General features: G+C 68.6%; 27 protein-coding genes. 13 read left to right on the forward strand and 14 right to left on the reverse strand.

Translation table 11 applies throughout. From position 1 onward, the window contains the following. The 4 genes from ACFVAV_RS02095 (at position 1) to ACFVAV_RS02110 (ending at position 2,479) form a co-directional block, all read left to right on the forward strand. Positions 1-372 (forward strand): DUF742 domain-containing protein, encoded by a 372-nt coding sequence (locus tag ACFVAV_RS02095; RefSeq protein WP_189025876.1) that lies wholly within the window; start codon positions 1-3, stop codon positions 370-372. Between the two features lie 4 nt (positions 373-376). Beyond that, complete coding sequence (locus ACFVAV_RS02100) at positions 377-976, forward strand: ATP/GTP-binding protein (protein WP_189027398.1); 600 nt, start codon at positions 377-379, stop codon at positions 974-976. Next, positions 969-1,760 carry a hypothetical protein gene (locus ACFVAV_RS02105; RefSeq protein WP_379028587.1) on the forward strand — a complete coding sequence of 264 codons (792 nt, stop codon included), beginning with the start codon at positions 969-971 and terminating at the stop codon, positions 1,758-1,760. Before ACFVAV_RS02100 ends, ACFVAV_RS02105 begins: the two co-directional genes overlap by 8 nt. 494 nt (positions 1,761-2,254) lie before the next feature. Next, a complete protein-coding gene (locus ACFVAV_RS02110; RefSeq protein ID WP_379028589.1) occupies positions 2,255-2,479 on the forward strand; it encodes a hypothetical protein in 225 nt (74 codons plus the stop codon). A gap of 115 nt (positions 2,480-2,594) precedes the next feature. On the opposite strand, the gene rpmF is transcribed toward ACFVAV_RS02110, so the two are convergent. From rpmF to mrf, 3 genes are read right to left on the reverse strand one after another with little or no spacing between them, the layout of a single operon-like run. Beyond that, positions 2,595-2,768, reverse strand: coding sequence for a 50S ribosomal protein L32 (gene rpmF, locus ACFVAV_RS02115; protein ID WP_379028591.1), 174 nt, complete (start codon positions 2,766-2,768; stop codon positions 2,595-2,597). Positions 2,769-2,771: 3 nt separating this feature from the next. Next, on the reverse strand, positions 2,772-3,038 hold the full coding sequence (locus ACFVAV_RS02120; RefSeq protein ID WP_189025868.1) for a type B 50S ribosomal protein L31: 267 nt from the start codon (positions 3,036-3,038) through the stop codon (positions 2,772-2,774). Beyond that, on the reverse strand, positions 3,035-4,369 hold the full coding sequence (gene mrf, locus ACFVAV_RS02125) for a ribosome hibernation factor-recruiting GTPase MRF (protein ID WP_379028594.1): 1,335 nt from the start codon (positions 4,367-4,369) through the stop codon (positions 3,035-3,037). The genes ACFVAV_RS02120 and mrf overlap by 4 nt, the downstream gene beginning before the upstream one ends. 74 nt (positions 4,370-4,443) lie before the next feature. Here mrf and rpmB point away from each other — a divergent pair, with 74 nt between their 5' ends. From rpmB to rpsR, 4 genes are read left to right on the forward strand one after another with little or no spacing between them, the layout of a single operon-like run. Further along, on the forward strand, positions 4,444-4,680 hold the full coding sequence (gene rpmB / locus ACFVAV_RS02130; protein WP_379028596.1) for a 50S ribosomal protein L28: 237 nt from the start codon (positions 4,444-4,446) through the stop codon (positions 4,678-4,680). Positions 4,681-4,688: 8 nt separating this feature from the next. Further along, positions 4,689-4,859, forward strand: coding sequence for a 50S ribosomal protein L33 (gene rpmG, locus ACFVAV_RS02135; protein WP_068914580.1), 171 nt, complete (start codon positions 4,689-4,691; stop codon positions 4,857-4,859). Then, a complete protein-coding gene (gene rpsN / locus ACFVAV_RS02140) occupies positions 4,859-5,164 on the forward strand; it encodes a 30S ribosomal protein S14 (RefSeq protein WP_357342774.1) in 306 nt (101 codons plus the stop codon). Before rpmG ends, rpsN begins: the two co-directional genes overlap by 1 nt. A 32-nt stretch (positions 5,165-5,196) precedes the next feature. Then, positions 5,197-5,454: a 30S ribosomal protein S18 gene (rpsR, locus tag ACFVAV_RS02145; RefSeq protein WP_189025862.1), complete on the forward strand. Its 258-nt coding sequence runs from the start codon at positions 5,197-5,199 to the stop codon at positions 5,452-5,454. A gap of 80 nt (positions 5,455-5,534) precedes the next feature. Here rpsR and ACFVAV_RS02150 read toward each other — a convergent pair whose 3' ends face one another. Then, positions 5,535-6,098, reverse strand: a complete 564-nt coding sequence (locus ACFVAV_RS02150; protein ID WP_379028598.1) for a LysM peptidoglycan-binding domain-containing protein — start codon at positions 6,096-6,098, stop codon at positions 5,535-5,537. 216 nt (positions 6,099-6,314) lie between these two features. On the opposite strand from ACFVAV_RS02150, the gene ACFVAV_RS02155 reads away from it, so the two are divergent. After that, positions 6,315-6,758 (forward strand): hypothetical protein, encoded by a 444-nt coding sequence (locus ACFVAV_RS02155; RefSeq protein ID WP_379028600.1) that lies wholly within the window; start codon positions 6,315-6,317, stop codon positions 6,756-6,758. 56 nt (positions 6,759-6,814) lie between these two features. On the opposite strand, the gene purH is transcribed toward ACFVAV_RS02155, so the two are convergent. The 6 genes from purH to sucC form a co-directional block, all read right to left on the reverse strand. Further along, positions 6,815-8,380 carry a bifunctional phosphoribosylaminoimidazolecarboxamide formyltransferase/IMP cyclohydrolase gene (gene purH, locus ACFVAV_RS02160; protein ID WP_379028602.1) on the reverse strand — a complete coding sequence of 522 codons (1,566 nt, stop codon included), beginning with the start codon at positions 8,378-8,380 and terminating at the stop codon, positions 6,815-6,817. Beyond that, positions 8,377-9,033: a phosphoribosylglycinamide formyltransferase gene (gene purN, locus ACFVAV_RS02165; protein WP_379029915.1), complete on the reverse strand. Its 657-nt coding sequence runs from the start codon at positions 9,031-9,033 to the stop codon at positions 8,377-8,379. The genes purH and purN overlap by 4 nt, the downstream gene beginning before the upstream one ends. Before the next feature lie 58 nt (positions 9,034-9,091). Further along, on the reverse strand, positions 9,092-10,609 hold the full coding sequence (locus tag ACFVAV_RS02170) for a DUF6350 family protein (RefSeq protein ID WP_379028604.1): 1,518 nt from the start codon (positions 10,607-10,609) through the stop codon (positions 9,092-9,094). Positions 10,610-10,724: 115 nt separating this feature from the next. Beyond that, positions 10,725-11,795, reverse strand: coding sequence for a DUF5336 domain-containing protein (locus tag ACFVAV_RS02175; RefSeq protein ID WP_379028606.1), 1,071 nt, complete (start codon positions 11,793-11,795; stop codon positions 10,725-10,727). Between the two features lie 196 nt (positions 11,796-11,991). Beyond that, a complete protein-coding gene (sucD, locus tag ACFVAV_RS02180) occupies positions 11,992-12,909 on the reverse strand; it encodes a succinate--CoA ligase subunit alpha (protein WP_379028608.1) in 918 nt (305 codons plus the stop codon). Between the two features lie 12 nt (positions 12,910-12,921). After that, a complete protein-coding gene (gene sucC / locus ACFVAV_RS02185; protein ID WP_379028610.1) occupies positions 12,922-14,088 on the reverse strand; it encodes an ADP-forming succinate--CoA ligase subunit beta in 1,167 nt (388 codons plus the stop codon). 520 nt (positions 14,089-14,608) lie between these two features. Here sucC and ACFVAV_RS02190 point away from each other — a divergent pair. Together ACFVAV_RS02190 and ACFVAV_RS02195 are read left to right on the forward strand one after the other, a co-directional pair. Further along, on the forward strand, positions 14,609-15,655 hold the full coding sequence (locus ACFVAV_RS02190; RefSeq protein WP_379028612.1) for a M23 family metallopeptidase: 1,047 nt from the start codon (positions 14,609-14,611) through the stop codon (positions 15,653-15,655). A gap of 184 nt (positions 15,656-15,839) precedes the next feature. Further along, positions 15,840-17,231: a DUF1731 domain-containing protein gene (locus tag ACFVAV_RS02195; RefSeq protein ID WP_379028614.1), complete on the forward strand. Its 1,392-nt coding sequence runs from the start codon at positions 15,840-15,842 to the stop codon at positions 17,229-17,231. A gap of 145 nt (positions 17,232-17,376) precedes the next feature. Here ACFVAV_RS02195 and ACFVAV_RS02200 read toward each other — a convergent pair whose 3' ends face one another. Beyond that, complete coding sequence (locus ACFVAV_RS02200; protein ID WP_379028616.1) at positions 17,377-19,962, reverse strand: UvrD-helicase domain-containing protein; 2,586 nt, start codon at positions 19,960-19,962, stop codon at positions 17,377-17,379. A 299-nt stretch (positions 19,963-20,261) separates the two neighbouring features. Between ACFVAV_RS02200 and ACFVAV_RS02205 the strand changes: the two genes are divergently transcribed. Continuing rightward, positions 20,262-20,555 carry a chorismate mutase gene (locus ACFVAV_RS02205; RefSeq protein ID WP_022566231.1) on the forward strand — a complete coding sequence of 98 codons (294 nt, stop codon included), beginning with the start codon at positions 20,262-20,264 and terminating at the stop codon, positions 20,553-20,555. A gap of 87 nt (positions 20,556-20,642) precedes the next feature. Here the strand turns inward: ACFVAV_RS02205 and ACFVAV_RS02210 are convergent, their stop codons facing one another. Then, a complete protein-coding gene (locus ACFVAV_RS02210; RefSeq protein WP_379028618.1) occupies positions 20,643-22,097 on the reverse strand; it encodes an NAD-dependent succinate-semialdehyde dehydrogenase in 1,455 nt (484 codons plus the stop codon). Positions 22,098-22,321: 224 nt separating this feature from the next. Between ACFVAV_RS02210 and pgi the strand changes: the two genes are divergently transcribed. Beyond that, positions 22,322-23,962, forward strand: a complete 1,641-nt coding sequence (gene pgi / locus ACFVAV_RS02215) for a glucose-6-phosphate isomerase (protein WP_379028620.1) — start codon at positions 22,322-22,324, stop codon at positions 23,960-23,962. On the opposite strand, the gene ACFVAV_RS02220 is transcribed toward pgi, so the two are convergent. Both ACFVAV_RS02220 and ACFVAV_RS02225 read right to left on the reverse strand, forming a co-directional pair. Then, the gene (locus ACFVAV_RS02220) at positions 23,931-24,512 is read right to left on the reverse strand and encodes a potassium channel family protein (RefSeq protein WP_379028622.1); all 582 of its coding nucleotides are present in this window, start codon (positions 24,510-24,512) and stop codon (positions 23,931-23,933) included. The genes pgi and ACFVAV_RS02220 overlap by 32 nt on opposite strands. A gap of 50 nt (positions 24,513-24,562) precedes the next feature. Then, positions 24,563-25,237: a nucleoside/nucleotide kinase family protein gene (locus tag ACFVAV_RS02225; RefSeq protein WP_379028624.1), complete on the reverse strand. Its 675-nt coding sequence runs from the start codon at positions 25,235-25,237 to the stop codon at positions 24,563-24,565. Positions 25,238-25,295: the final 58 nt, after the last annotated feature.

A 25,295-nucleotide genomic window follows, 5' to 3' on the forward strand; every position in this document is an offset into this window, starting at 1 on the left:
ATGTCGAGCCCGTACGGATCAGAAAACCGGCCGACGACCCGGGTCAGGCCCTACGCCCTGACCTCCGGCCGAACCGAGCCCGCGATCTCGCTGCCACTCGAGGCAGTCGTGGAAACGGTCTCGTATACCGCGCACCTGGAATGGCCCGCAGGGGATTTGCGCACCGAAATAGTGCGTCTTGGCACACATAGACTGTCCGTCGCAGAAATAGCTGCATACCTTGGCCGCCCACTGGGTATGGTCCGGGTGATGATCGGCGATCTCGTTGTCGGCGGGATTCTTCGAGTGCATTCGACGCTGACCGAGCAGGCGAGCTACGACGAACGCCGATCACTGATGGAGAGGACTTTGCGTGGACTCCGTGGCCTCTGAGGGCATGCGCCCGCCGAACCCCGATCAGCGGGTCGCGTCGACCAAGATCGTCGTGGCCGGTGGATTCGGCGCAGGCAAGACAACTTTCGTCGGAGCGGTATCGGAGATCGTTCCGCTGCGCACCGAAGCGATGGTGACCCACTTCTCCGACGGCATCGACGATCTCGCCGAGACGCCGGAGAAGGAGACCACCACCGTCGCCATGGACTTCGGCCGCATCGTGCTGCCGGGCAACCTGGTGCTGTACCTGTTCGGCACCCCGGGCCAGAAGCGGTTCTGGTTCATGTGGGACGACCTCATCCGCGGCGCCATCGGCGCGGTGGTGCTGATCGACACCCGCAGGCTGGAGGACAGTTTCGCCGCGGTCGACTTCTTCGAGGCGCGCGGTCTGCCGTTCCTGATCGCGGTGAACCGCTTCCCGAACGCCCCGCGCTTCCCGATCGCCGAACTGCGCGAGGCGCTCTCGGTGCGCGAGGGCATCCCGATCGTCGACATCGACGCGCGCAATGCCGTCGAGGTGCGGCAGGCGTTGGCCGCGGTGACCGAGTACGCCATCGCCCAGCTGGAGCCGCAGCAGTTCGAGGGGGCCGGCCGGCGTGGTTGACCTGCTCGCCGCGACCGGCGCCGAGACGTTCGGGCGTGGCACGGGCATCGCCTGGCTCGCGCTGGACATGTCGGGGCTCGGCGCGCTGGTGGCATTCGCCTGTGTGCGGCATGCGAAGTACTCGGCGCGGTTCCGGCTCGTCTGGCTGACGATGGCGGCGGTCTCGCTCGGCGGGGTCGGGCTGTGGCTGGCGAATTCGGTGGCGCTGCTCGGTATCCGGGTCCAGGACAGCATCATGCGGTACAACGCCGCGCTCGGCGCGGCGTCGCTGGCCATCGCGGTTCTCGGCGTGCTGGCCGGATTGCTGATCGGCGGGCGGACACCGCAGTTGCCGCGGCTGATCGTCGGCGGGCTGACGATGGGACTGAGCGCCGGCCTGTCGACCTATCTGACCCTGGACGCGCTCGAAGTGCAGGGCCAGGTCGAAGAGTCACTGGGGCTCATCGGGGTTGCCGTGCTGCTGTCGATGGCGGTGTGCACGGCCACGCTGTGGGCTTCCCAGGTGGTCCGCGTGGTGGCAGTGCGGGTCGGGGCGTCCGTGCTGTTCGCGCTGGGCGTCGCGGCCGTGTACTACACGGCGGTCGCCGCGCTCGCGTTCTCGATCGATCCGGGCAGCCGGACGCCGAGCGGGCTGCAGCTGTTCGATCTGGTGTTCCCGATGTTCGTGCTCGGCGCGCTGGGTTTGACGGTACCGATCACCGCGGTACTGGTGGCGCCGGATCGGCGCGACGCGGTGCCGGCACCCCAGCCGAAGCGGCAGCCGGTCGGCACGCGGCGACCGTAACCAGCTAACGCCCGGTTTGTCTGATTCTTTGTGGGCGCCCGCCCCGTTCGCCGAATGCGCGCGATCGGGGCGGATCGGCCCCGAAAACCACCCCTGAAGTGGCGATGAGCGGGTTCTCCGTTACCGGAGAACCCGCCCTCCCGCACGAGAGTACATACCCGCCAAGGACTCCGCATCAGTCGTCGGGGAATTTTCTTGCGCCACAAAACAAACCAAGAGTCGGTAATGAGCTTTTCGGCAATCGCCCAGCAAGCCTACGGGTGCATCCACCCCAAGTGGCATGTGTCACACCGTTAACCGGGCGATTGCCATGGACCCCTCCACGAGCCCCTGGGCAGGTAGGACCGCTGCCCAGCAAGACCCCTGGACAGCAGGGGTGAAGAACAGACCACCGACGGCGAGTTCGACCCCCACACCGCCCGCCATCGGGTTATCGTCGCGCAGGGCGCATTCGTCTCGCCCAGCACATCCAAGGTTCGTTCGAAGGAGTTCGTATGGCCGTCAATGTGGTGCTCGACAAAGTGCTCGACAAGGAATTCGAGAACAAGACGCTGAAGGAAATCCTCGCCGCGCCGCCGTCGGCCCTGGCCGGCCTCACCGCGGCGCACGACAAGCAGCTGCTCGACGCGCTGAAGATCAAGTCCATCGCCGACCTGGGCAACAACAAGTTCTTCCAGCTGGCCGCGGCCCTGGTCGAGCTGGCCGACCAAGAAGGCTGAGACCTGCGAAAAAGCAACGGCCTGCCGGGAAACCGGCAGGCCGTTGTCGTTGCCCGATCCCCGATCCGGGTTGACCCCTGGCGAACCAGCTCTCGAACTCCGATGTGCGGCGGACTCAGATCCGCGAGGGATCGATCAAGCCCCGTCGCACGGCACCAAGAATACGACGTGGCACCTGGTACTCGACGCCACCCACGGTGACCGGAACCAGCTGCGGAACAGCGGCTTTCCACTGCGAACGCCTGCTGCGGGTGTTGGAACGCGACATCCTGCGCTTCGGGACAGCCACGGGTCAGCCCTCCTTGCCTGCGCGCGAACGCTTTCCGTACTTGCGCTCGAACTTCTCGACCCGGCCCTGGGTGTCGAGGTTGCGATGGGTGCCGGTCCAGAACGGATGCGAATCCGAGGTGACGTCGACCATCAGCAGCGGATAAGTCTTGCCGTCGGTCCATTCGACGCTGCGGTCGCTGGTCGAGGTCGACCTGGTCAGGAACCGCTTACCGGTGCTCGAATCCTCGAACACCACGGGGTGGTAGTCGGGGTGGATGCCCGCCTTCATGCTGTTTCTCCTCTCGGGTTGATGCGCTCGCTCGCCGCGGCGGATGCCTCGGCGGAATCGGCGCAGGGGTCTTCGTGCCACTCGCCGAAGGGGTCCTCCCACAACGCGACTCGCTCCGGCGCCCGGTCGACCAGCAGCAGCTCGTCGTCCTCCACCAGCGCCCAGTGCAGGGCGTGGCGGATCTCGGCGGGGTCGGCGTCGTGCGCCAGGATCACCAGCGACACATCGCGATCGCCGAATCGCTCGTCCCAGCGCAGCGCGGCCATCGCCCTGCGGTCCGGCTCGGCGTCCGCCTGCTCCTCGGCACTCATCGCCGCCAGCCAGCGACCGGCGCCGCCGACCCGCAGGCCACCGCCCGCCGACTCCAGCCAGACCACCTGATCCGGCTGGGTGGCCAGCCAGATCCGGCCGCGCGCGGTGACCACACCGTCGAACAGCACGTCGAGCGCCTCGTGCAGCCGGGCCGGATGGAACGGCCTGCGCGCGGCGAACTCGATGAGCGCGACACCGCAGTCGGTGGTCAGCGGCGGCTGACCGCGCAGCAGCGGCGCGTGGGCGCCGAAGATCCGGCCGCGGCGCGCGTCGGCGGGAATCCTGGTCAGCAGGGCGCCGATCTCCATCGCGTCGAAGGCGGGGAGTTCGTCGAGCCAGGCCACCGGTGCCGCGGGCGCCATCCGCGCCAGCACGGCGCGCAGCCGTCCCCGGTCGAGCGCGTCGACGCCGGCGGTCAGCACCACCAGCGCGTCGGCGAAGTCGACCTGGCCGACAGCGACCTGGGCGACGGTCCGCTCGTCGTCGGCCGCGGCGAGCCCGCGGTCGGCCAGCGCCTCGTCGCCCGTGGCGTCGGCGAGCCACTGCTGCCCGTCCAGGCAGGTCAGCGTGGCCTCGATCCGCACGTTCCGGCTCGCGGGCCCGTCGACCCGGTCGGCGACGCCGGTGACCTCGACCGTGTCGATCGCGTGGCACAGCGCCTCGGCCTCGATGGCCGGGTCGAGCGCGAGCACGATGCGGCGCACCTGCTCGCGGGCGGCGAGCGTGCACAGCATCGGCAGCAGATCGGCCCGCAGCGTGCACGACACACAGCCGTGCGCGAGCTCGAGCACGGTGGTCGTGACGGTGCCCGCGGTGCGCACCGTGCGGCGTACGACGCCTTCGCGCAGTTCGGCGAGGTCGTGGTGCACGACCACGGTGCCCGCGTCCTCGCTCAGTGTCGCCGCGATGTGCTCGACGCCGGTCATGGCAGGTCCGGAGAAGCCGGCGAGCAGCACGACGGGCGTTCTCCGGTCGGACTGGTCCAGCACCCGGGTACCCCTTTCGATAACGATTTTCATTTACTTTCCCGTAACGGTACAGTGCGGAATACCTGTTGTCGAAAATGGTTGTCATACCCATGGAGGGAGGTCGCATGTCGGCCCACTGCCAGGTCACCGGTCGCAAGCCCGGCTTCGGAAAAGCCGTCTCGCACTCGCACCGGCGCACCAACCGGCGCTGGAACCCCAACATCCAGCGCAAGACCTACTACCTGCCCAGCGAGGGCCGCCGCATCACGCTGACGGTCTCCGCCAAGGGCATCAAGACCATCGACCGGGACGGGATCGAGGCCGTGGTGGCCCGGATCCGAACCCGGGGCGACAAGATCTAGGAGCACTCATGGCCTCGAAGTCGACCGATATCCGGCCGATCGTCAAACTCAAGTCCACCGCGGGCACCGGCTTCACCTACGTCACCCGCAAGAACCGCCGCAACGACCCCGACCGGCTGGTCCTGCGCAAATACGACCCCGTCGTGCGCAAGCACGTCGACTTCCGCGAGGAGCGCTGATGGCGAAGAAGTCCAAGATCGCCCGCAACGAGCAGCGCCGCGCGATCGTCGAGCGCTACGCCGCCCGGCGCGCCGAGCTCAAGGAGCTCATCCGCAAGCCGTCCACCGGTGACGCCGAGCGGGCCGCCGCGCAGGCCGAACTGCGCAACCAGCCCCGCGACGCCAGTCCGGTACGATTGCGCAATCGGGATGCAGCCGATGGCCGGCCACGCGGCCATCTCCGGAAGTTCGGCCTCTCCCGTGTTCGTGTGCGCGAGATGGCCCACCGGGGCGAGCTCCCTGGGGTCCACAAATCGAGCTGGTAGACACCCACTGATCTCGTGAGAAGGAACATCGCATGGCAGTGAAGCGAGCACCGTCCAAGAAGGCACGCGCCGAGCAGGGCCGTAAGCCGAAGAAGAACCCGTTGATCGCCGCGGGCATCGAAGTCGTCGACTACAAAGACGTCAACCTGCTGCGCACCTTCATCTCCGACCGCGGCAAGATCCGCAGCCGTCGCGTCACCGGCCTGACCCCGCAGCAGCAGCGTCAGGTCGCCGTCGCGGTGAAGAACGCGCGCGAGATGGCGCTGCTGCCCTTCACCACCACCAAGTAGCCGTCGCACAAAAGTGGCCCCGAAGCTGTTGCCTCGGGGCCACTTTCGTTGTGCAGGCGATGAACGCTGCGACTACGTCATCACGGGATGGTGAGAACCTGGCCCGCGTTGATCAGATCCGGGTTGTCGATGCCGCTGGCGGACGCGATCTCGTGGTAGCGGTTGCCGTCGCCGTAGAAACGCTCGGAGATGGCCCACAGGGTGTCGCCCGGCTCGACCGTGTAGGTCTGCACGGCCGGCGGCGGCGGGACCTCTTCGGCGATCGGGGCGGCGGCGACCGGCTCCGGCTCGGGGGCAGGCAGCGGGTTGTCGGTGTTGGTGGCCGTGGCCCACGCGACCGAACCGTCGGTGCCGTAGAGCACGACGTTGCGGTCGGGCTGGATGACCAGCTTCTCGACGTTGTTGCCGTTGGTCTCGGTCGACCAGGCGGCCGAGCCGTCACCCTTGTAGAGGACGAAGTTGCCGTCGTCCTGCAGAACCGCGCGCTGCACGTCCTGCCCGTGAGTCTGGGCGGCCCACACGACGTTGCCGTCGGGCTCGGTCACCACAAGATTGCCATCTGGCTGCAAAGCCAGGGTGTACGCACCGCCGGTCAGGGACTGTCCCAGTCCCAGTTCTTCGCCTACGCGCAGCGTGTCGCCCACGTTCGTCCTTTCGAAGATCCAGTTGCAGAGCATCCAACTTCAACGATGCTCGCCGTATGCCACGGCGTCGCATCGCAAGCGAATGTAGTCCCCGCCGAGCCGAAATGGGTGAGTTACGCGCAGGGTTCGCGGAACGTTCACTGTGGGGAGTGTCGCGTTTAGAATGCCCCGCTCGCCCGCACGTGCGCGTGCGCCACGCCGACTAGGCTCGCGATCATGCGAACGACGTCGCGTTTCACCGCCGCCGCGGCCGCCATGGCCGTGCTGCTCAGCCCACTCACGGCCTGCTCGAGCTCTGATGACGCTGCGCCCCAGTCGAATTCGACGACACCGAGCGCACGCCCGGAAGACGGCAACGCGAGCATCGGCCACCGCTTCACACCCGATCCCACCATCGTCAACCCCAACCCCCTGCCCTTCACGTCCTGGACTCGCCTGGGCGACAACACGATCGGCGTCAACTTCCAGACCGGTAACCCGGAGTGCTTCGGCGTCGACGCCACCGTCACCGAGTCCGCCACCGCGGTCTCGGTCGCGCTGCGCGCGGGCACCCGCGCCGATGCCGTCGGCAAGATGTGCACCATGAACGCCGTCTTCGGCACCATGGAGATCACCCTCACATCGCCACTGGCCAACCGTCAGGTCGTCGACGCCGGTTAACGAAAACGGGTGCCGCACCGAGGATTCGGTGCGACACCCGCTCGGGTTCGACGTGACTAGTGCGCGAAGTGGCGCGCTCCGGTCAGGTACAGGGTGACGCCGGCTTCCTTGCACAGCTCGACGGTGTCCTTGTCGCGGATCGAGCCACCCGGGTGGACGATCGCGCGCACGCCCGCGGCCACCAGGATCTGGGGGCCGTCGGAGAACGGGAAGAACGCGTCGGAGGCCGCGACGGAACCCTTGGCCCGCTCCCCCGCACGCTCGACGGCGAGCTTGCAGGAGTCGACGCGGTTGACCTGGCCCATGCCGACGCCGACGGCGGCACCGTCGTCGGCCAGCAGGATCGCGTTCGACTTCACGGCACGGCAAGCGCGCCAGGCGAATTCGAGGTCGGCGAGGGTGGTGGCGTCGGCCGGATCGCCGGCGGCGAGGGTCCAGTTGGCCGGGTCGTCGCCCGCGGCGTCGAGGATGTCGCGGTCCTGCAGCAGCGCACCGCCGCTGATCGGACGCAGTTCCACACCCTTGCGCCGCGGCGGCTCGGCGACCAGCACACGCACGTTCTTCTTGCGCTGCAGCACATCGACCGCACCGGGCGCGTAGCCGGGGGCAACGATCACCTCGGTGAAGATCTCGGCGACCTGCTCGGCCATCTCGACGCTGACCTCACGGTTGGCCGCGATCACGCCGCCGTAGGCGCTGACCGGGTCGGTGGCGTGGGCCTTGCGGTGCGCCTCGGCGATGTCGGCGCCGACGGCGATGCCACACGGGTTGGCGTGCTTGATCACCGCGACGGCGGGCTCGTCGAAGTCGTGGGCGGCGCGCCAGGCGGCGTCACCGTCGGTGTAGTTGTTGTACGACATCTCCTTGCCGTGCAACTGCTCGGCCTGCGCGATGCCGACGGTGCCGTCGTTGCCGGTGTACAGCGCGGCGGCCTGGTGCGGGTTCTCGCCGTAGCGCAGCACCGCGGCGCGCTCCCACGAACCGGCGACCCAGCCGGGGAACTGCTCGGTCTCGGGCTGCACGGCGGGCACGGCGACCGAGCCCATCCAGCTCGCGACGGCCACGTCGTAGCTCGCGGTGTGCTGGAAGGCCTTGGCGGCCAGCGCGGTCCGCTCGGCGAGGGTGAACCCGCCGGACTTCACCGCGGCGAGCACGTCGTCGTAGTCGGTGACGTCGACGACCACACCGACGGACGGGTGGTTCTTGGCGGCGGCACGCACCATCGACGGACCGCCGATGTCGATCTGCTCGACGCACTCGTCGATGCTCGCGCCGCTGGCCACGGTCTGGGTGAACGGGTACAGGTTCACCACGACCAGCTGGAACGCCTCGACCCCGAGCTCGACGAGCTGCTCGACGTGCTCGGCGCGCCGGGTGTCGGCCAGGATGCCCGCGTGCACGCGGGGGTGCAGCGTCTTGACGCGACCGTCGAGGGTCTCCGGGAAACCGGTCAGGTCCTCGACCTTGGTGACCGGAATGCCCGCCTCGGCGATCTTGCCCGCGGTCGAACCGGTCGACACCAGCTCCACGCCCGCGGCGTGCAGTCCGGTGGCCAGCTCGACGAGCCCGGTCTTGTCGTAGACGCTCACCAGCGCCCTGCGGATCGCCTTACGTTCACTCACCGGCGTGCTCGCTCATCTGGAATTTCTGCCTTTCGTCCGTCGGAGACAATGCCTCGGGTCGCGACAGCGGCGATGACCTCCGCCAGCAACCGTCGCTCGACAACCTTGATGCGCTCGTGCAGGGCGGCCTCGTCGTCGCCGGGCAGCACGTCGACCGCCTCCTGCGCGAGGATCGGGCCGGTGTCGACCCCGCCGTCGACCAGGTGCACCGTGCAGCCGGTGACCTTGGCGCCGTAGGCGAGCGCGTCACGCACACCGTGCGCGCCGGGGAACGACGGCAGCAGCGCGGGGTGAGTGTTGATGAACCGGCCGCCGAAACGCTCCAGGAACGCGGGGCCGACGATCTTCATGAAGCCCGCGGAGACGACCAGATCGGGCTGGAAGGCATCGACGGCCTCGGTCAGCGCGAGATCCCAGGCGGCGCGATCGGGGAAGTCTTTCACCGCGACGCGGAAGTGCTCGATACCGGCGGCCTCGGCGTACTCGGTGGCCTGGCACACCCGGTCGACACCGACCGCGACGATCTTGGCGGGGTACCCGGGCTCGCGCGCGGCGGCCAGCAGCGCGTTCAGCAGCGAGCCGGTGCCCGAGGCGAGGACGACGACGGTGGCCGGTGTCCCTGCGGGCTTCCACTGGGCAAACGAGGACGTCAGCGCTCTACTCCTGCGTGTGGGTCGGGTGGCGGCGATCGGCGATACCGCCGGGTCGAGCTTAACGACCGGTACTGTCGTCACCTTCCGGCAGGTCCGGCTCGACCACCTCGGCGTCGACGATGTCGTCGGCGGGCGGCGCCGCGGAACCGGGGGCGGCGATGCTCACCTCGACGTCGTCGTCGATGTCGGTGATCAGTTCGGCGTCGAGTTCGATGGCGGGATCGTCGTCGTAGTCCTCGATTTCGTCCTCGTCGATTTCGTCCTCGTCGTCGTCGTAGTAGTAGTCGTCCTCGTCGTCGTAGTCGTCGTAGTCGATGTCGTCGTCGTAATCGTCGTAGTCGTCGGCCGGTGCGGCGGGCGCGAGGAAGCGGCGGGCGAAGACCATGCCGACGAAGCCGCCGAAGCCGAACCAGGTGACCATCAGCACGACCAGCATCAGCAGGTCGACCCCGACCCAGCCGACGGCGCCGAGCTGTCCGCCGCCGAGGATCGCCAGCGCCAGGAACGTCAGCGTGGACAGGGCGGCGGAGGTGAGCGTCGCCCACGGTGCGCCGGGCCGGTCGTCGCTGGTGCGGCCGAGCTCGATGCCACCGAGCACACCCACCGCGATCGGCACCAGCAGCAGCACCGGCCACCAGGTCGCGGACGGGCCCTCCGGCAGTGGGATCAGCGCGGGCAGGGCGGGCACCTGACCCGCGGTGACCCCGAACAGCCCGACCGAACCGGCGCCGAACTGCACGGCGGCGCCGGTGAGCAGACCCGCCGCGGCGATCACCACATTGGGCAGGTAGAGCAGCGACAGCAATGTCATGCCGAGGACGTCGGTGGCGTTGTGCGCCTGGTGGTACGCACCATCGAGGCGCGAGAGGTGCATGAAGAACGACACGGCGGTGGCCAGCGCGGCACAGCCGAGCATCCGCAGCACGGTCCGGCGGGCGGCGCGGGCGCCGAGCACGACCCAGTCGGGGATCTCGACCGGCACCAGTGCGCACAGCGAAGACCAGGCCTTACCGGCGATTCCGCCCGCGGCCGCACCGAGATACAGCACGATCACCCAGCCGAACGCGGTGACCGGGCCCGGCGGTTCGAGCGGGGTGACGCCGGCGGCGTCACCGGTGACGGCCAGGCACACGGCGGTCATCAGCAGCGGACCTGCCAGTACCGCGCCGGTGAGCCAGCCCAGCTCGATCGGGGTGGGGCGGTTGGGCACCGCCCGCGCGCATTCGCGGGCCGCCACCCATACCAGAATCGCGGTCGGTACCAGCGGCAGCAGACCGAGCGTGGTCCGGCCGACGGTGAGCGGAATCTGATGGGCGGCAAGCCATGTCGCGGCGACCGCGCCGGGCGCGCTGGTCAGGTCGGTGCCGGTGGTCAGCATGACTACCAGGACCAGCAGGACCGTCACCGCCAGCGCGCAGATCGTCGGCCGGGCCGCGACGAGCAGCAGGGTCCGCGCCCGCTCGGGCGACAGCGACCACCAGGGCGGTTCGTGACCGTGCCCGGACGGGGGTGCGGTGGCCTGCCCGTCGCCGCGTGACCCGGAGGTCCGGCGCACGAGGGCGTTACGGGAGCTCATGACAATTCAGCGTGGCAGCTTCCCCGGCGGGCGCGGGTCAGGCGCGCCGCGAGCCCACAGGCACACCTGTGGGCTCGCGATCGAACCTGTGCCACGCGCGGCGGCCGTCGGTTTCCTACTTGTTGTCGTCGTTCGGCCGGAACGCGGTGGTCGCGTCGGCCGACGGATCGGCGTTCTGCTCACCACCGAACGGCTGCGACTGACCGGGGCCCGGCTGCGGCTGCGCGGGCGAACCGGCCTGCGCGCCACCGTAGGTCGGCGCACCGAACGGCTGGCCCTGCTGCTGGCCGCCGAAGTTCTGGGTCGCGCTCTCGTCGGGACGCGGCTGCGCCTGCGGCGCGGCACCGTACGGCGAGGGCTGCTGCGGCGCACCGTACTGCTGACCGTACGGCGACTGCTGCGGCTGACCGTAGGGCGACTGCGGCTGGCCCGGCTGACCGTAGGACGGCTGCGGCGCCTGCGGCACCGACGGCTGGCTCTGCTGGCCGTACGGCGACGGCTGCTGGGCGGGGTACTGACCGCCGGTCTGGCTCTGGCCGTACCCGGTCTGGCCGTAGGGCGACTGGCCGGTCTGGCCGTAACCCTGCTGCCCGTAACCCTGCTGGCCGTACTGGCCGTACTGACCCGGCTGCTGCTGCGGCTGGGCCGGTTTGGGCGCGGGCGCCTTGATGATGCCGAGCCCGAACAGCAGGCCGACGATCGCGGCGGCGGCGGTCAGCAGCGCGAACAGGATCACGATGTAGGCGCCGAATTCGAGCTCGGCGCCCTCGGGCACCGAGAACGTCAGCGCGAGCACGCCGAAGAGCCCGGCCACCGCGGTCGCCGCGGCGGCGCCGAGCAGATTCTGCTTGGGCAGCAACGACACCGCGGCCAGCAGACCGGCCACCAGAACGATGGTGAGGGAGGCCGAGCCACCGAAGTACGCGAAAAAGCTGTCGGTCTCGTCGCTGCTCACCGTGGTGCCGCCGAGCGTCACCGGCTTGGCGCCGACGAACGGCAGGAAGCCGAGAAGGAAGGTCAGCACGCCGAGTCCGGCGGTCGCCGCGGTCAGAATGAACGGCAGCCCTTTGGCACCGGCATCGGCCGTGGTCGATGGTGCAGCCGCGGCGGCTCCGGTGCTCGGGCCCTGGGGCGCGGCGGGTGTCGCGGGTGTGTTGTACCCGGAGCCCCCGGTCGGGTATGACATGTCGTCGTCTCCTTGTCGAGTCGTGCGCATCGGTCGCGTCGAACTGACTGGTGCTGATCGGTACTTGACGCTACTGCACGTCACGTTCCCGGTCACCACCTACCGATCGGGCTGTGGATAACCACGGCCCTGTGGAGAATCGACGAAGGCCGCCTCCGTCAAACCTGGAGGCGGCCTTCATAAGGTGTGCGATAGATCAGGCAGAAGCGATGGACGCCTTCTCCAGGATCTCGCGCGCCAGCGCGGCGGTCGCGGACGGCGTCTTGCCGACCTTCACGCCTGCGGCCTCGAGCGCCTCCTGCTTGGCCTGCGCGGTACCGCCGCCACTGGAGACGATGGCGCCCGCGTGGCCCATGGTCTTGCCCTCGGGCGCGGTGAAGCCGGCGACGTAGCCGACGACCGGCTTGGTCACGTTGGCCTTGATGTAGGCCGCGGCACGCTCTTCGGCGTCGCCACCGATCTCGCCGATCATGACGATGATCTTGGTCTCGGGGTCCTTCTCGAACGCCTCGATGGCGTCGATGTGGGTGGTGCCGATGACCGGGTCGCCGCCGATGCCGATCGCGGTCGAGAAACCGAAATCGCGCAGCTCGTACATCATCTGGTAGGTCAGGGTGCCCGACTTCGACACCAGGCCGATCGGGCCCTTGCCGGTGATGTTGTTCGGGGTGATGCCGACCAGCGCCTCGCCCGGGGTGATGATGCCGGGGCAGTTCGGGCCGATGATGCGGGTCTTCTCGCCCTTTTCCACGTTGTAGGCCCACGCGTAGGCGGAGTCCTGCACCGGGATGCCCTCGGTGATGACCACGAGCAGCGGGATCTCCGCGTCGATGGCCTCGACGATGGCGTCCTTGGAGAAGGCGGGCGGCACGAACGCGATGGAGGTGTCGGCGCCGGTCTTCTCCATCGCCTCGGCGACGGAAGCGAACACCGGAAGCTCGATGGTGTTGCCCGCGGCGTCGGTGTGGGTGACGGTGGTGCCGGCCTTGCGCGCGTTCACGCCGCCGACGACGTTGGTGCCCGCCTTCAGCATCAGCGCGGTGTGCTTGGTGCCCTCGCCGCCGGTGATGCCCTGGACGATGACCTTCGAGTCCTTGTTCAGGAAGATGGACATGTTCGTGATTCCTTACTTGGCCGCGGCCAGTTCGGCGGCCTTGTCGGCGCCTTCGTCCATGGTCTGGGCCAGCGTCACCAGCGGGTGGTTGGCCTCGGCGAGGATCTTGCGGCCCTCGTCGACGTTGTTGCCGTCGAGACGGACGACCAGCGGCTTGGTGGCCGCGTCGCCGAGGATCTCCAGCGCCTTCACGATGCCGTTGGCGACCGCGTCGCACGCGGTGATGCCACCGAACACGTTGACGAACACGCTCTTGACCTGCGCGTCGCCCAGGATGACGTCCAGACCCGCGGCCATCACGGAAGCCGAAGCGCCACCGCCGATGTCGAGGAAGTTGGCCGGCTTCACGCCGCCGTGGTTCTCGCCGGCGTACGCGACGACGTCCAGGGTCGACATGACCAGGCCGGCGCCGTTGCCGATGATGCCGACCTCGCCGTCGAGCTTGACGTAGTTGAGGTCGTTCTCCTTGGCCTTGAGCTCGAGCGGGTCGGTCGCGTCGACGTCGGCGAACTCGAGGTGGCCGGGCTGCCGGTACTCGGCGTTCTCGTCCAGGGTGACCTTGCCGTCGAGGGCGAGGATCTCGTCCTGCGGGGTGCGCACCAGCGGGTTGACCTCGACCAGGGTGGTGTCTTCCTTGACGAAGACCTCCCACAGCTTCTGGATGGTCACGGCCGCGGCGTCGAGCACGTCGGCGGGCAGGTGGCCCTGCTCGGCGATCGAGCGGGCGAAGGCCAGGTCGACACCCTTGACGGCGTCAACGGGGACCTTGGCCAGGCGCTCGGGAGTCTTCTCCGCGACCTCTTCGATCTCCATGCCGCCCTCGACCGAACACATGGCCAGGTAGGTGCGGTTGGAGCGGTCGAGCAGGAAGGAGATGTAGTACTCCTCCGCGATGTCCTTGGCCTCGGCGACAAGGAGCTTCTTGACGATGTGGCCCTTGATGTCCAGGCCCAGGATGTTCTGCGCGTGCGTGAACGCGTCCTCCGGGGTGGCGGCGTACTTGACGCCACCCGCCTTACCGCGGCCGCCCACCTTGACCTGCGCCTTGACCATCACCGGCTTGCCGATTTCCTCGGCAATCGCGCGAGCTTCTTCGGCCGTGTCGCAAACACGACCCTCGGACGAAGGCACTCCGTGCTTAACGAAGAGCTCCTTCGCCTGATATTCGAAGAGATCCATGTACTCACCGTCTCGTCTGCGTTGCTATGACAACGTCTTTGTTGGCGGCCCGACGTCGGTAGCGGGTCGGGTCGGACTCTAACCAGTCACATGGAGGGCCAATCGGCCACATTCATCCTAAGTGGCGCAGGTCACGACGTGTTACGGGAGGTCGGAATAACCGCTGGCCAAGGCTACTGGCGAGTAGTTTTTCGGCCTTTTCCGACACCGTGGCAGGTCGGAACACCTAAAGCCGCGGCACCTCACGATCTACTACGTTATGTCGTCGACACACCTCACCCGGGACGCCCGAAAACGGTGAGTTAATCCATCGCGTTACGGTGACGAATCTCACACACGCGTGTAGGTTTTCAAGCAACGCTTGCCACTCTGCAATCGCTTCGTTACCGTCAATGCGGTCGAAGTCACAACCAGGTCACGACAACCAGGTCACGACTGGCAAGTCAGGACTGAGGAGGACGACAAGCTTGAGGCACTTCAGCACTCGCTTGGAACAGCCGTCGGCGATTCGGCACGGCCGATGAACCACCGCTCCACCTTCACAGTCGAAGATCGCACCAACTCCGGCCACCGTTACCGGTATGCCGACGAATACACGTCGCATCCGCAGGGTCGCCGCACCCCCGCCGCGCAGCCCGAGACCGCGTGGCCGCAGCAGGACGCCTGGCACGACCAGAGCGGCTGGTCCGGCAATTCCGCGTGGACGCCCGCCGAGGACGAATGGACCGCCGACGAGTCCTATGACACCGGCGCCTACGACAACACCTGGCAGTCCACCCCCACCGAAGACACCCCCGCCGCGCCCGAACCGCGTCGCGCCGAACGTCGTGGTGGCGCGCACCGCGTGCCCGCACCACCCGCCGCGCTGAAGGGCCGCGCCGCGGTCATCGCCGTCGCCGCGGGCGCGGTCGTCGCCGCAGGCCAGGCTGCGATGGCCGATCCCGGTCAGCCCGTCCACGGCGTGGATTACGAGGCAGCGGGCCAGATCCACGAGATCGCCGCCCAGTCGATGAGCACGGCCGACGTCGCCGGCGAGGGCACCGGCGCCTCGCCGCAGGTGCTCGACGCCACCACCGTCGCCGACAAGAGCCACTTCGACGACATCCTCGCCAAGGGCCAGAAGTTCGCCGAAGACCTGGCCGCGCAGGAATCCGCCAAGCTGCGGCCGCTGTTCGCCAAGTTCACCTCCGGCAACTACACCTCCGGTTTCGGCGCCCGCTGGGGTGTGCAGCACCTCGGCATCGACGTCGCGGGCCCGATCGGCACCCCGATCTACTCGGTCGCCGACGGCACCGTCATCGAGGCGGGCCCGGCGTCGGGCTTCGGCATGTGGGTCCGCGTCCTGCACGACGACGGCACGGTCACCATCTACGGCCACATCGACACCGCGACCGTCTCCCAGGGCGAGCGCGTCATGGCGGGCGATCAGATCGCCACCATGGGTAACCGCGGGTTCTCGACTGGTCCGCACTGCCACTTCGAGGTATGGCTCAACGGCACCGACAAGATCGACCCGGTCCCGTGGCTGGCCACTCGCGGCATCAGTTTGGGCTACCAGCGCGATTAGGCTCCCCCGCCTCCCCGCGTATTTTGGCCAGACTTAGGTGCTGGTTGGGCTGCGTTGGCGGCTGGCAGGTTGGAGATGCGTGGGTTTGCTGTTGTCGGTGAGTTACCCATGTTCTCGCGTATGTCAGTCGGTGCGTGAGGAGTAGCACGTTTCGGTGTGGTCGGTGGCGGGCTAGCGTTTCGGTATGGGTGGTACGACGAAGTACACGCAGTTCATTGCGCTGGCACCGGAATTGGTGTGGAGCGTGTTGGGGGATCTGGAGCAGTGGCCGGAGTGGAATCCGGGGGTGCGGTCGGTGCGGATGCACGGGCCGGTCGCCGTCGGAGCCACGGGTGACTATCTGCCCAGTGGGAAGTTCTCGGCGCGGATCCATGGGCGGTTCGCCGAGCCGTTCACTGTCACCTCGGTGGTTCCGGATCGGGAGCTGAGCATCGAGCAGCCCGAACCGGCGGGGACCATGCACCTCACCTGGCGGCTGACGCCGCGGGACGGCGGCACCGAGATCAGCCAGGAACTGCGGTTCACCGGGCCGTCCGCCGCGGCGGCTCGCGCGGTCGTTCGTCCCTTCATCGAAACCGATGCGCGCGTGAACTTCTCGCGGCTGGCTCGACTTGCCGGGCTCGTCCCCGCCGAGGACGCGCTCACCGTGGTCATCGCAGGCGGTACCGGCGCGCTGGGCACGCAGATCGCCGCCGACCTGACCTGCCGGGGACAGCGGGTCACCCTGCTCACCCGGCGGCGCAACCCCGCACTGCCGTTCCGGCAGACCGAATGGGACGGCCGGTCGGTCGGCGCCTGGGCCGCGGAACTGCGCGAACCCGGCAGGATCGCGGTGATCAACCTGGCGGGCAAGCTGGTCGACTGCAGGCCCACCGAACGCAATATCGCCGAACTGCGCACCAGCCGCGTCGATTCCACCGCCGCGCTCGTCGCCGCGGCCGGGCTGCGCGACACCCCGGTCGACTACTGGGTGCAGGCCAGCACCACCGCGATCTGGTCGGACGCCGGCGAAACCCGCTGCACCGAAACGACTCCCCTGCCCGTCGGCCTCCCCCAGATGACCGGCGTCGCCCAGCCGTGGGAAGAGGCCTTCGACCCGGCCCGCGCCGACCACTGGACGATCCTGCGCACCTCCATCGTCCTCGACCCCGACGCCCCCGCGCTCAAACGTCTCGCGCAACTCACCAAGGCCGGTCTCGGCGGACGCGTCGGCCCCGGTGACCAATGGTTCAGCTGGATCCACATCGAGGACTGGCTGGCCATCGTCCGCGCCACCCTCGGCCTCGACCCGGACCTCGCGCTGCCCGACGGCATCCTCGTCGCCGCCACCGAATTCCCGGTCCGCAACACCGAACTCATGGCCACCCTGCGCCGCATCCTCCACCGCCCACCGTCACCCCCGACCCCGTCGGCAATGCTGAAGGTCGGCGCGGTCGTCCTGCGCACCGACCCCGCCCTGGGCCTCACCGGCCGCCACGCCACCTCCGAAGTCCTGCACAAGGCAGGCTTCGCCTTCCGCTACCCCACCCTCGACGAGGCCCTGAACGACCTGCTCCCCCGCCTCCCCGAGAATTAAGCGTGCTGTTCCGCCTCCCCGAATATTCAGCGGGTCGTCCGGGAGCTCGACTGTTGGTAATCGGGCTCGCATCGGGCGAGTAGGGCTGGGAGGTGGTTGGGGAGTTACCCATGTTCTTGCGAGATCAGTGGGTTGGTCCCCGCACTCACAACTTCACGATGGTCCGGCTGAACTGGGGAATCAGCCGGATCTTGCCCGCGGTGCCGAAGTCGATGGTGACGGTCGCGAGCGGGCCGACACCGTCCGCGGCGACCACCCGGCCGAGGCCGTACTTGTCGTCGCTGACCCGATCACCCACGGCGAGAACCAGATCGGTGTTGTTCCGCTTGACCGCGCCACCCGGTGCGGGCCTGCGCTGCCCGGTACCACCGCGCACGCCGGGACGCTGATCCCAGCCGTCGCCCCTGGTCCAGTCGCGATCGAACCCGCTGTCCTCGCGCCTGCGCCCGCGCTGCACCGGCGACACCACCGGCTCCAGCCGACGCCAGTCCAGCAGATGCTGCGGGATCTCCTGCAGGAACCGCGATTCCGGATTCGACACCGGCTGCCCCCAGCCCGACCGCACCACGGCCCGCGAGAGGTAGAGCCGCTGCCGCGCCCTGGTGATGCCGACATAGGCGAGCCTGCGCTCCTCGGCCAGCTCGGTCGGATCGCCCAGCGCCCGCATGTGCGGAAACTGCCCGTCTTCCCAGCCGGTCACGAAGACCACCGGGAACTCCAGGCCCTTCGCGGTGTGCAGCGTCATCATGGTGACCACGCCCGACCCCTCGTCCGGGATCTGGTCGGTGTCGGCCACCAGCGACACCCGCTCGAGGAACGCGGCCAGCGAGCCGGGTTCCGGTTCACCGTCGCCCGCCTCCGGCAGCAGCCCTTCCTCGCGCGCGGCCTCGGCGTTGTTGAACGCCTCGGAACTGAATTCGCGTGCCACGCTGACCAGTTCGTTGAGGTTGTCCAGGCGGGCGCCGTCCTGCGGATCGTCGGAGGCTTCCAGCTCGGCCCGGTACCCGGTGCGGTCGAGCACCGCGTCGACGACATTGCCGACATCGGGATACTCGCTGTCGGCACGCTTTCCGGCCGCGCGGATCTCGTCGAGCAGATCGAGGAAACCGGCGATGGCCCGCTGCGCCCTGGTGTTCAGCAGCGCGACCTTGCCGTCGGCGGCATCGCGCAGCGCGGCAGCGAAGCCGATGTCGCGCTGTTCGGCGTGCACCGCGACGCACGCCTCGGCGCGATCACCGATACCGCGGCGCGGGGTGTTGAGAACACGGCGCAGACTCACCGCGTCGTCGGGATTCTCCAGCACCCGCAGATAGGCCACGACATCGCGGACTTCTTTGCGCTCGTAGAACCGGACGCCGCCGACCACCTTGTACGGCAGGCCCATCCGGATGAAAATCTCTTCCAGCGCACGCGAATTGTTGTTGGTGCGATAGAACACCGCGACATCGCCGTAGTTGGCGTCGCCCGCATCGACCAGCCGATCGATTTCCTTGGCGACGAACGCGGCCTCGTCGTGCTCGTTGTCGGCGACGTAACCGGTGATCAGTTCGCCCTCGCCGGAATCGGTCCACAGCTTCTTCTCGCGCCTGCCTTCGTTGCGCGAGATCACCGCGTTGGCGGCGGAGAGAATGTGCTGGGTGGAACGGTAATTCTGTTCCAGCAGAATCGTTTCCGCGTCGGGGAAGTCGCGTTCGAATTCCTCGATATTGCGGATCGTCGCGCCGCGGAACGCGTAGATCGACTGGTCGGCGTCGCCCACCACGCACAGTTCGCTCGGCTCGACGCCGGACTCCTCGCCCGCCTCGGCGCTGTGGTGGCCGACGAGCTCACGCACCAACACGTACTGGGCGTGGTTGGTGTCCTGGTACTCGTCGACGAGCACATGCCGGAACCGGCGCCGGTAGTACTCGGCCACCTGCGGATGGTTCTGCAGCAGCGCGACCGTCTCGCCGATCAGGTCGTCGAAGTCCATGGCATTGGCCGCGCGCAGCCGCTTCTGGTACTCGGCGTAGACCCGGGCGACCAGCGCGGGCAGCTCGGTCTCGTCGGCCTCGGCGTCGGCGGCGGCCTGCGCGGGCCCGATCAGCTCGTTCTTCAGATTGGAAATGGCGGTCGCCAGCAATCGCGCCGAATACTTCTTGGTATCAAGGTCGAAGTCGCGGCTGATCATCGTGAGCAGGCGGCGCGAATCGTCGGCGTCGTAGATGGAGAAATTGGAATTCAGGCCGGGCAGCAGCGCGGCCTGCATCCGCAGGATCCGCACGCAGCTGGAGTGGAACGTCGAGACCCACATACTGGCCGCCCGCGGGCCGACCAGCCCGGCCACCCGCTCGCGCATCTCGGCGGCGGCCTTGTTGGTGAAGGTGATGGCCAGGATCTGCCCGGTGTGCACGCCACGCGCGGCGAGCAGGTAGGCGATGCGGCGGGTGAGCACCGCCGTCTTGCCCGAGCCCGCACCCGCGACGATCAGCAGCGGTGATCCCGCGTGCACGACGGCGGCGCGCTGCTGCGGATTGAGTCCGTCGAGCAGGCGCTCGGTCTCCTCGGCGCGCTGGTGTTCGCGCTCCTTGCGGCGCTGCTCCTGCTCGGCGCTGTGCCGGGCCGCCGCCTCGGCCAGCCCACCACCGGACGCGCCGGAACCACCACCGTCCCGACGCGATAGCTCCGCCGGGGCGGAAGCTGGTTCGCTGGGATCGGCGGCTGAGGCGTGGGGAGCGACCGTGATATCCATCGTCTGTCCACGCTACCGGCGGCCACCGACAGGCGGCGAACCGCCGGCTTCTCAGCTGATTCACAAACACAACTGTTTTGCATAGCTAGGGGCCCGTGGCACACTGGGGCTCATGGTCAGTGCTTCTCCGCATGCCCGGATCGGCACCCGATCCGATATCGTGACGGCGAGCGCAGCTCTTTGCGCACTCCCGGGGGGATTTCGTACCGCCCATCGGGAAAGTTTCAGGGTGAAGGAACAGATCGGGTAACAGGCCGTACGGCCCGACCGATCCCAGTTCTGACACGAGGAGATGAATGATGAGCACCCCTGCTACGACCACCGGGTCCGATTCGGCTCTGCCGCAATCCGAGGCGGAAATCGAGAAGCTCCGTCTCGAGATCGACCAGCTCGACGCCACGATCCTCGCCGCGATCAAGCGCCGGAGTGAGATCTCCCGGATCATCGGCCGAACCCGGATGGCCTCCGGCGGTCCGCGCCTGGTCCACAGCCGCGAGATGAAGGTGCTCGAGCGCTTCAGTGAGCTCGGCCAGGAGGGTCACACCCTCGCCATGCTCCTGCTCCGTCTCGGCCGAGGTCGCCTCGGCCGCTAGGCCCACACACCACGCGGCGCGCAACCAGTTCGCCGCTGCCACAAAGCCGCCCCGGGTGCGACACCATCCCCGGGGCGGTTTCGTGTCTCAGGTCAGGGCGATGTATTTGGTGTTCAGGTATTCCTCGATGCCCTCGATGCCGCCCTCGCGCCCGAAGCCCGATTCCTTGACGCCGCCGAACGGGGCGGCCGGGTCGGAGATGACGCCGCGGTTGACGCCGACCATGCCCGTCTCCAGCCCCTCGGACACGCGCAGCGCACGGTCGAGGTCGCGGGTGTAGAGGTAGCTGACCAGGCCGTATTCGGTGTCGTTGGCGGCGGCGATGCCCTCCTCCTCGGTGTCGAACGCGACAATCGGGGCGACCGGGCCGAACACTTCCTCGTGCAGGATGCGGGCCGTCGGCGGGACATCACCGAGGACGGTGGCCGGATAGAACCACCCCGGCCCGCCGGGCGCCTTGCCGCCGAGCAGCAGTTGCGCGCCCTTCGCGACGGCATCGTCGACCAGCTCGCCGACGATCTCGCGCTGGTCCTCGCTCACCAGCGGGCCGAGGGTGCTGGCCGGATCGGTGCCAGGCCCCATCACCACGGTGTCGGTCATCGCGGCGACCAGCTTCCGGGTGAACTCGGCGACCACACCGCGCTGGACGTGGAAGCGGTTGGCCGCCGTGCACGCCTCGCCGCCGTTGCGCAGTTTCGCCTGCATCGCGCCGGCGACCGCGCTGTCGATATCGGCGTCGTCGAACACGACGAACGGCGCGTTGCCGCCGAGCTCCATCGAGGTGCGCAGCAGGCGATTCGCCGAGGCACCGACGAGCTTCTTGCCGACCTCGGTCGAGCCGGTGAAGGTGAGCTTACGCAGCCGTGGATCGTCGATCAGCGGCCCGGTGACGGCACCGGAATGCGACGTCGTGACCACCGACAGGACCCCGTCGGGCAGACCGGCCTCGCTGCACAGCCTGGCCAGTGCCAGCATGGTCAGCGGGGTCGCCGAGGCGGGCTTCACGATCATCGTGCAGCCTGCCGCGAGGGCGGGCCCGATCTTGCGGGTGCCCATGGCGAGCGGGAAGTTCCACGGCGTGATCGCCAGGCACGGACCGACCGGTTGCTTTGCCACCATGATCCGGCCCGCGCCCGATGGCGCGTGCAGGTAGCGACCGTGCACCCGCACCGCCTCCTCGCTGAACCAGCGGAAGAACTCGGCGCCGTAGCGGACCTCGTTGCGGCTCTCGGACAGGGCCTTGCCCATCTCGAGCGTCATGAGCAACGCGAACTCCTCGGCCCGCGCGGTCAGCTGCTCGAACACCGCGCGCAGGATCTCACCCCGCTCGCGGGACGGGGTCGCCGCCCACGCCTCGCCCGCCGCGACGGCCGCGTCGAGGGCGCGCATCGCGTCGGCCGGGGTGGCATCGGCGACCTGCGCGAGCACCGAGTCGTCGGCCGGATTGCGCACCGCGAAGGTGCCACCGCCCGTCGCCTCGACCGGCCCGGAGCCGATCCACAAACCCTTCGGTACGAATTCAAGTACGTCACGTTCGGACACTGATCCGCCTCTCCGAGAACTCAGCGTGTCGTCCGGGAGCTCGACTGTTGGCTCTCGGTCGTGCGTCGGGGGTGCAACGGTGGGAGGTGGCAGGGGAGTTACCCATGTACTCGCTCGATCATTTCGTCGCCTCGCGCCCGACACTTTCAGACCGTACCGGTGGCCTGTCGGGGTCGTCGATACCCACGCGCCGATGCGTCGATGACGCTGTAATGTCGGCTGTCGTGAGCAGCGACATCACCGCGACGGCGGCCTGGCAGGCACTGTCGGACAATCACCGCAGTGTCGCGCCCCTGCACCTACGGAAGTTGTTCGCCGACGACCCGGCGCGCGGCCGTGCATTGACCCTGCGGGTAGCCGACCTGCACATCGACTACAGCAAGCATCGCGTGACCCGCGAAACCCTGGATCTGCTGGTCGATCTCGCGCGCACCGCCGGTGTGCCCGAGCGCCGTGACGCGATGTACTCCGGCGCCCACATCAACACCTCCGAGGACCGCGCGGTCGGGCATATCGCCCTGCGTCTGCCGGACGGCGATCAGCTCTGTATCGACGGCACCGACGCCGACGCCGAGGTGCACGACGTACTGCGCCGGATGGGTGAATTCGCCGATTCGGTGCGTTCCGGCGCCTGGCGGGGTGCGACCGGTCAGCGCATCACGGCAGTGGTCAATATCGGCATCGGCGGCTCGGATCTGGGACCCGACATGGTGTATCGCGCCCTGCGCCACTACACCGACCCGGGGATCGAGGCCAGGTTCGTCTCGAATGTCGACCCGTGTGACCTGGTCGCCAAGCTCACCGGCCTCGACCCGGCGACCACACTGTTCATCGTCGCCTCCAAGACGTTCTCCACGCTGGAGACCCTGACCAACGCGACCGCCGCCCGCCGCTGGCTGGTCGGCGCGCTCGGTGAGGACGCCGTCGCCAAGCATTTCGTCGCGGTGTCGACGAACGCGGAACGGGTGGCCGGCTTCGGGATCGACCCCGCGCACATGTTCGGGTTCTGGGATTGGGTCGGCGGCCGCTACTCGGTGGACTCCGCGATCGGCCTGTCGGTGATGGTGACGATCGGCAAGGAGCAGTTCGCCGAGTTCCTCAGCGGAATGCACGCCGTGGACCGGCATTTCGCGACGGCGCCGCTGGAGCAGAACGGTCCGGTTCTGCTGGCCATGCTCGGCGTCTGGTACACGAACTTCTTCGGCGCGGAATCGCGTGCGGTCCTGCCGTATTCGAACGATCTGGCCCGCTTCCCCGCCTACCTCCAGCAGCTGACGATGGAGTCCAACGGCAAGTCGGTGCGCGCCGACGGCACCCCGGTGACCACCTCGACCGGCGAGATCTTCTGGGGCGAGCCGGGAACCAACGGCCAGCACGCCTTCTACCAGCTGCTGCACCAGGGCACCCGGCTGATCCCCGCCGATTTCCTCGGCTTCGCCAGGTCGACCGACGACCTGCCGACCCGCGACGGCACCGGCAGCATGCACGACATCCTGATGAGCAACCTGTTCGCCCAGAGCAAGGTCCTGGCATTCGGCAAGACCGCCGAGGAGATCGCCGCCGAGGGCACCGACCCGAAGCTGGTGCCGCACAAGGTGATGCCGGGCAACCGGCCGAGCACCACCATCCTGGCGCCGGAGCTCACCCCGTCGACGGTGGGTCAGCTGATCGCGCTCTACGAGCACCAGGTGTTCGTCGAGGGCATCGTCTGGGGCATCGACAGTTTCGACCAGTGGGGTGTGGAGCTGGGCAAACAGCAGGCGCTGGCGCTGATGCCGCTGCTCAGCGAGCCGGAGCAGCCGGTGACGCAAGGCGATTCGTCGACCGACGAGCTCATCGAGTGGTATCGGGCGCACCGCCGCTGACCTCGCCGGCCGCCGGGGGTTCCGGGCGGATGGCGGCGAGCCTGCGGGTGACGCTGCTGGTCACGATGGTCGCCAGGGTGCCGATCACCACCAGGTCGAACGCGATCTGCACCATGGTCGCGATCCTGGCCACCTGACCGACGGCGTGGACGTCGCCGAAGCCGATGGTGCCGAGGGTGGACATCGTGTAGTACAGCGCGTCGGTGCGGGTCACCAGGCCGGCGAACTGGTCCGGTTGATGTTGCTGCAGCCGGTAGTAGAACAGCGAGAAGACCACGCAGACGATGCAGACGACGAGCAGCACCCCGTCGACGCGGCCGCCCGCCGACGGTGGCGCGTTCAGGTAGTGCTCGATCCGCCGCCAGACCAGCCAGATCAGTCCGGCCACACCCGCGACGAAGGTGACGATCCCGAGCACGTGCCCCGGCCAGTCGTCGAGCTCGAACACCCCGTCCAACGGCACGCTGTAGTAGAGCAGCAGCGCGAACAGCGCCGCGCCGCCGTTGCGCAACGCATGCCCTGGCATCGACACTCGCCGATCTCGCGTCATCGCTCCATGATTGCCCGCCGACGCCGATTTCCGCGGTACGCGCGCCGTGGTCAGCCGATCCGATAGCCGGCGTCCGCCGCCGTCAGCACCTGATCGGCGCGGTGCCTGCTCGCGGCGATCAGGTCGGCATTGCGCAGATCGCTGTCGGTGACCTTCGTGGATGCTTCGGCCGCCGACCGCCCGCCAACGGTGTGCCGGTGCAGCAGTCGTTCGGTGAGGAGCGCACGGGGGGCGTCGAGATACCAGCAGGCGTCGAGCAGTCCGCCGACCTCAGCCCAGCCCGGTGCCTCCGTATCGGTGAGCAGCAGATAGTTGCCCTCGACGACGACGATGTCCTCCGCACACACGATGACCCCCGCCGCGGTCGGTTCGTCGATGGCCCGGTCGAACAGCGGCCACGGCACCGGTACGCCGATCGCGGTCTCCCGCAGCGCCCGCAGATCGGCGACGAACCCGGCCGTGTCGAAGGTGTCGGGCTCACCCTTGCGGGCCAGCGCTCCTCGCGCGCGCAGCACCTCGTTGCGCAGGTGATAACCGTCCATCGGGGCGACCACGGCGGGTCGCCCCGACCGGCTGAGTTCCGCGCAGAGACGTTGGGCCAGCGTCGATTTACCCGCACCGGGCGGCCCGGCGATGCCGAGCAGGAAGCGCTGCCCTGGCGCGGCGTCCCGCGGAATCCGCCGAGCCAAGTCGCGCACCGACAGGATGCCGCTCGCCGAGGTCACCGGATCACCCTAGGCGACGACGCACCAAGCCGAGGTGTCGTCGTGACCGGCACCGGCA

This window comes from Nocardia sp. NPDC057663 (assembly GCF_042799895.1).
Lineage (GTDB): Bacteria > Actinomycetota > Actinomycetes > Mycobacteriales > Mycobacteriaceae > Nocardia.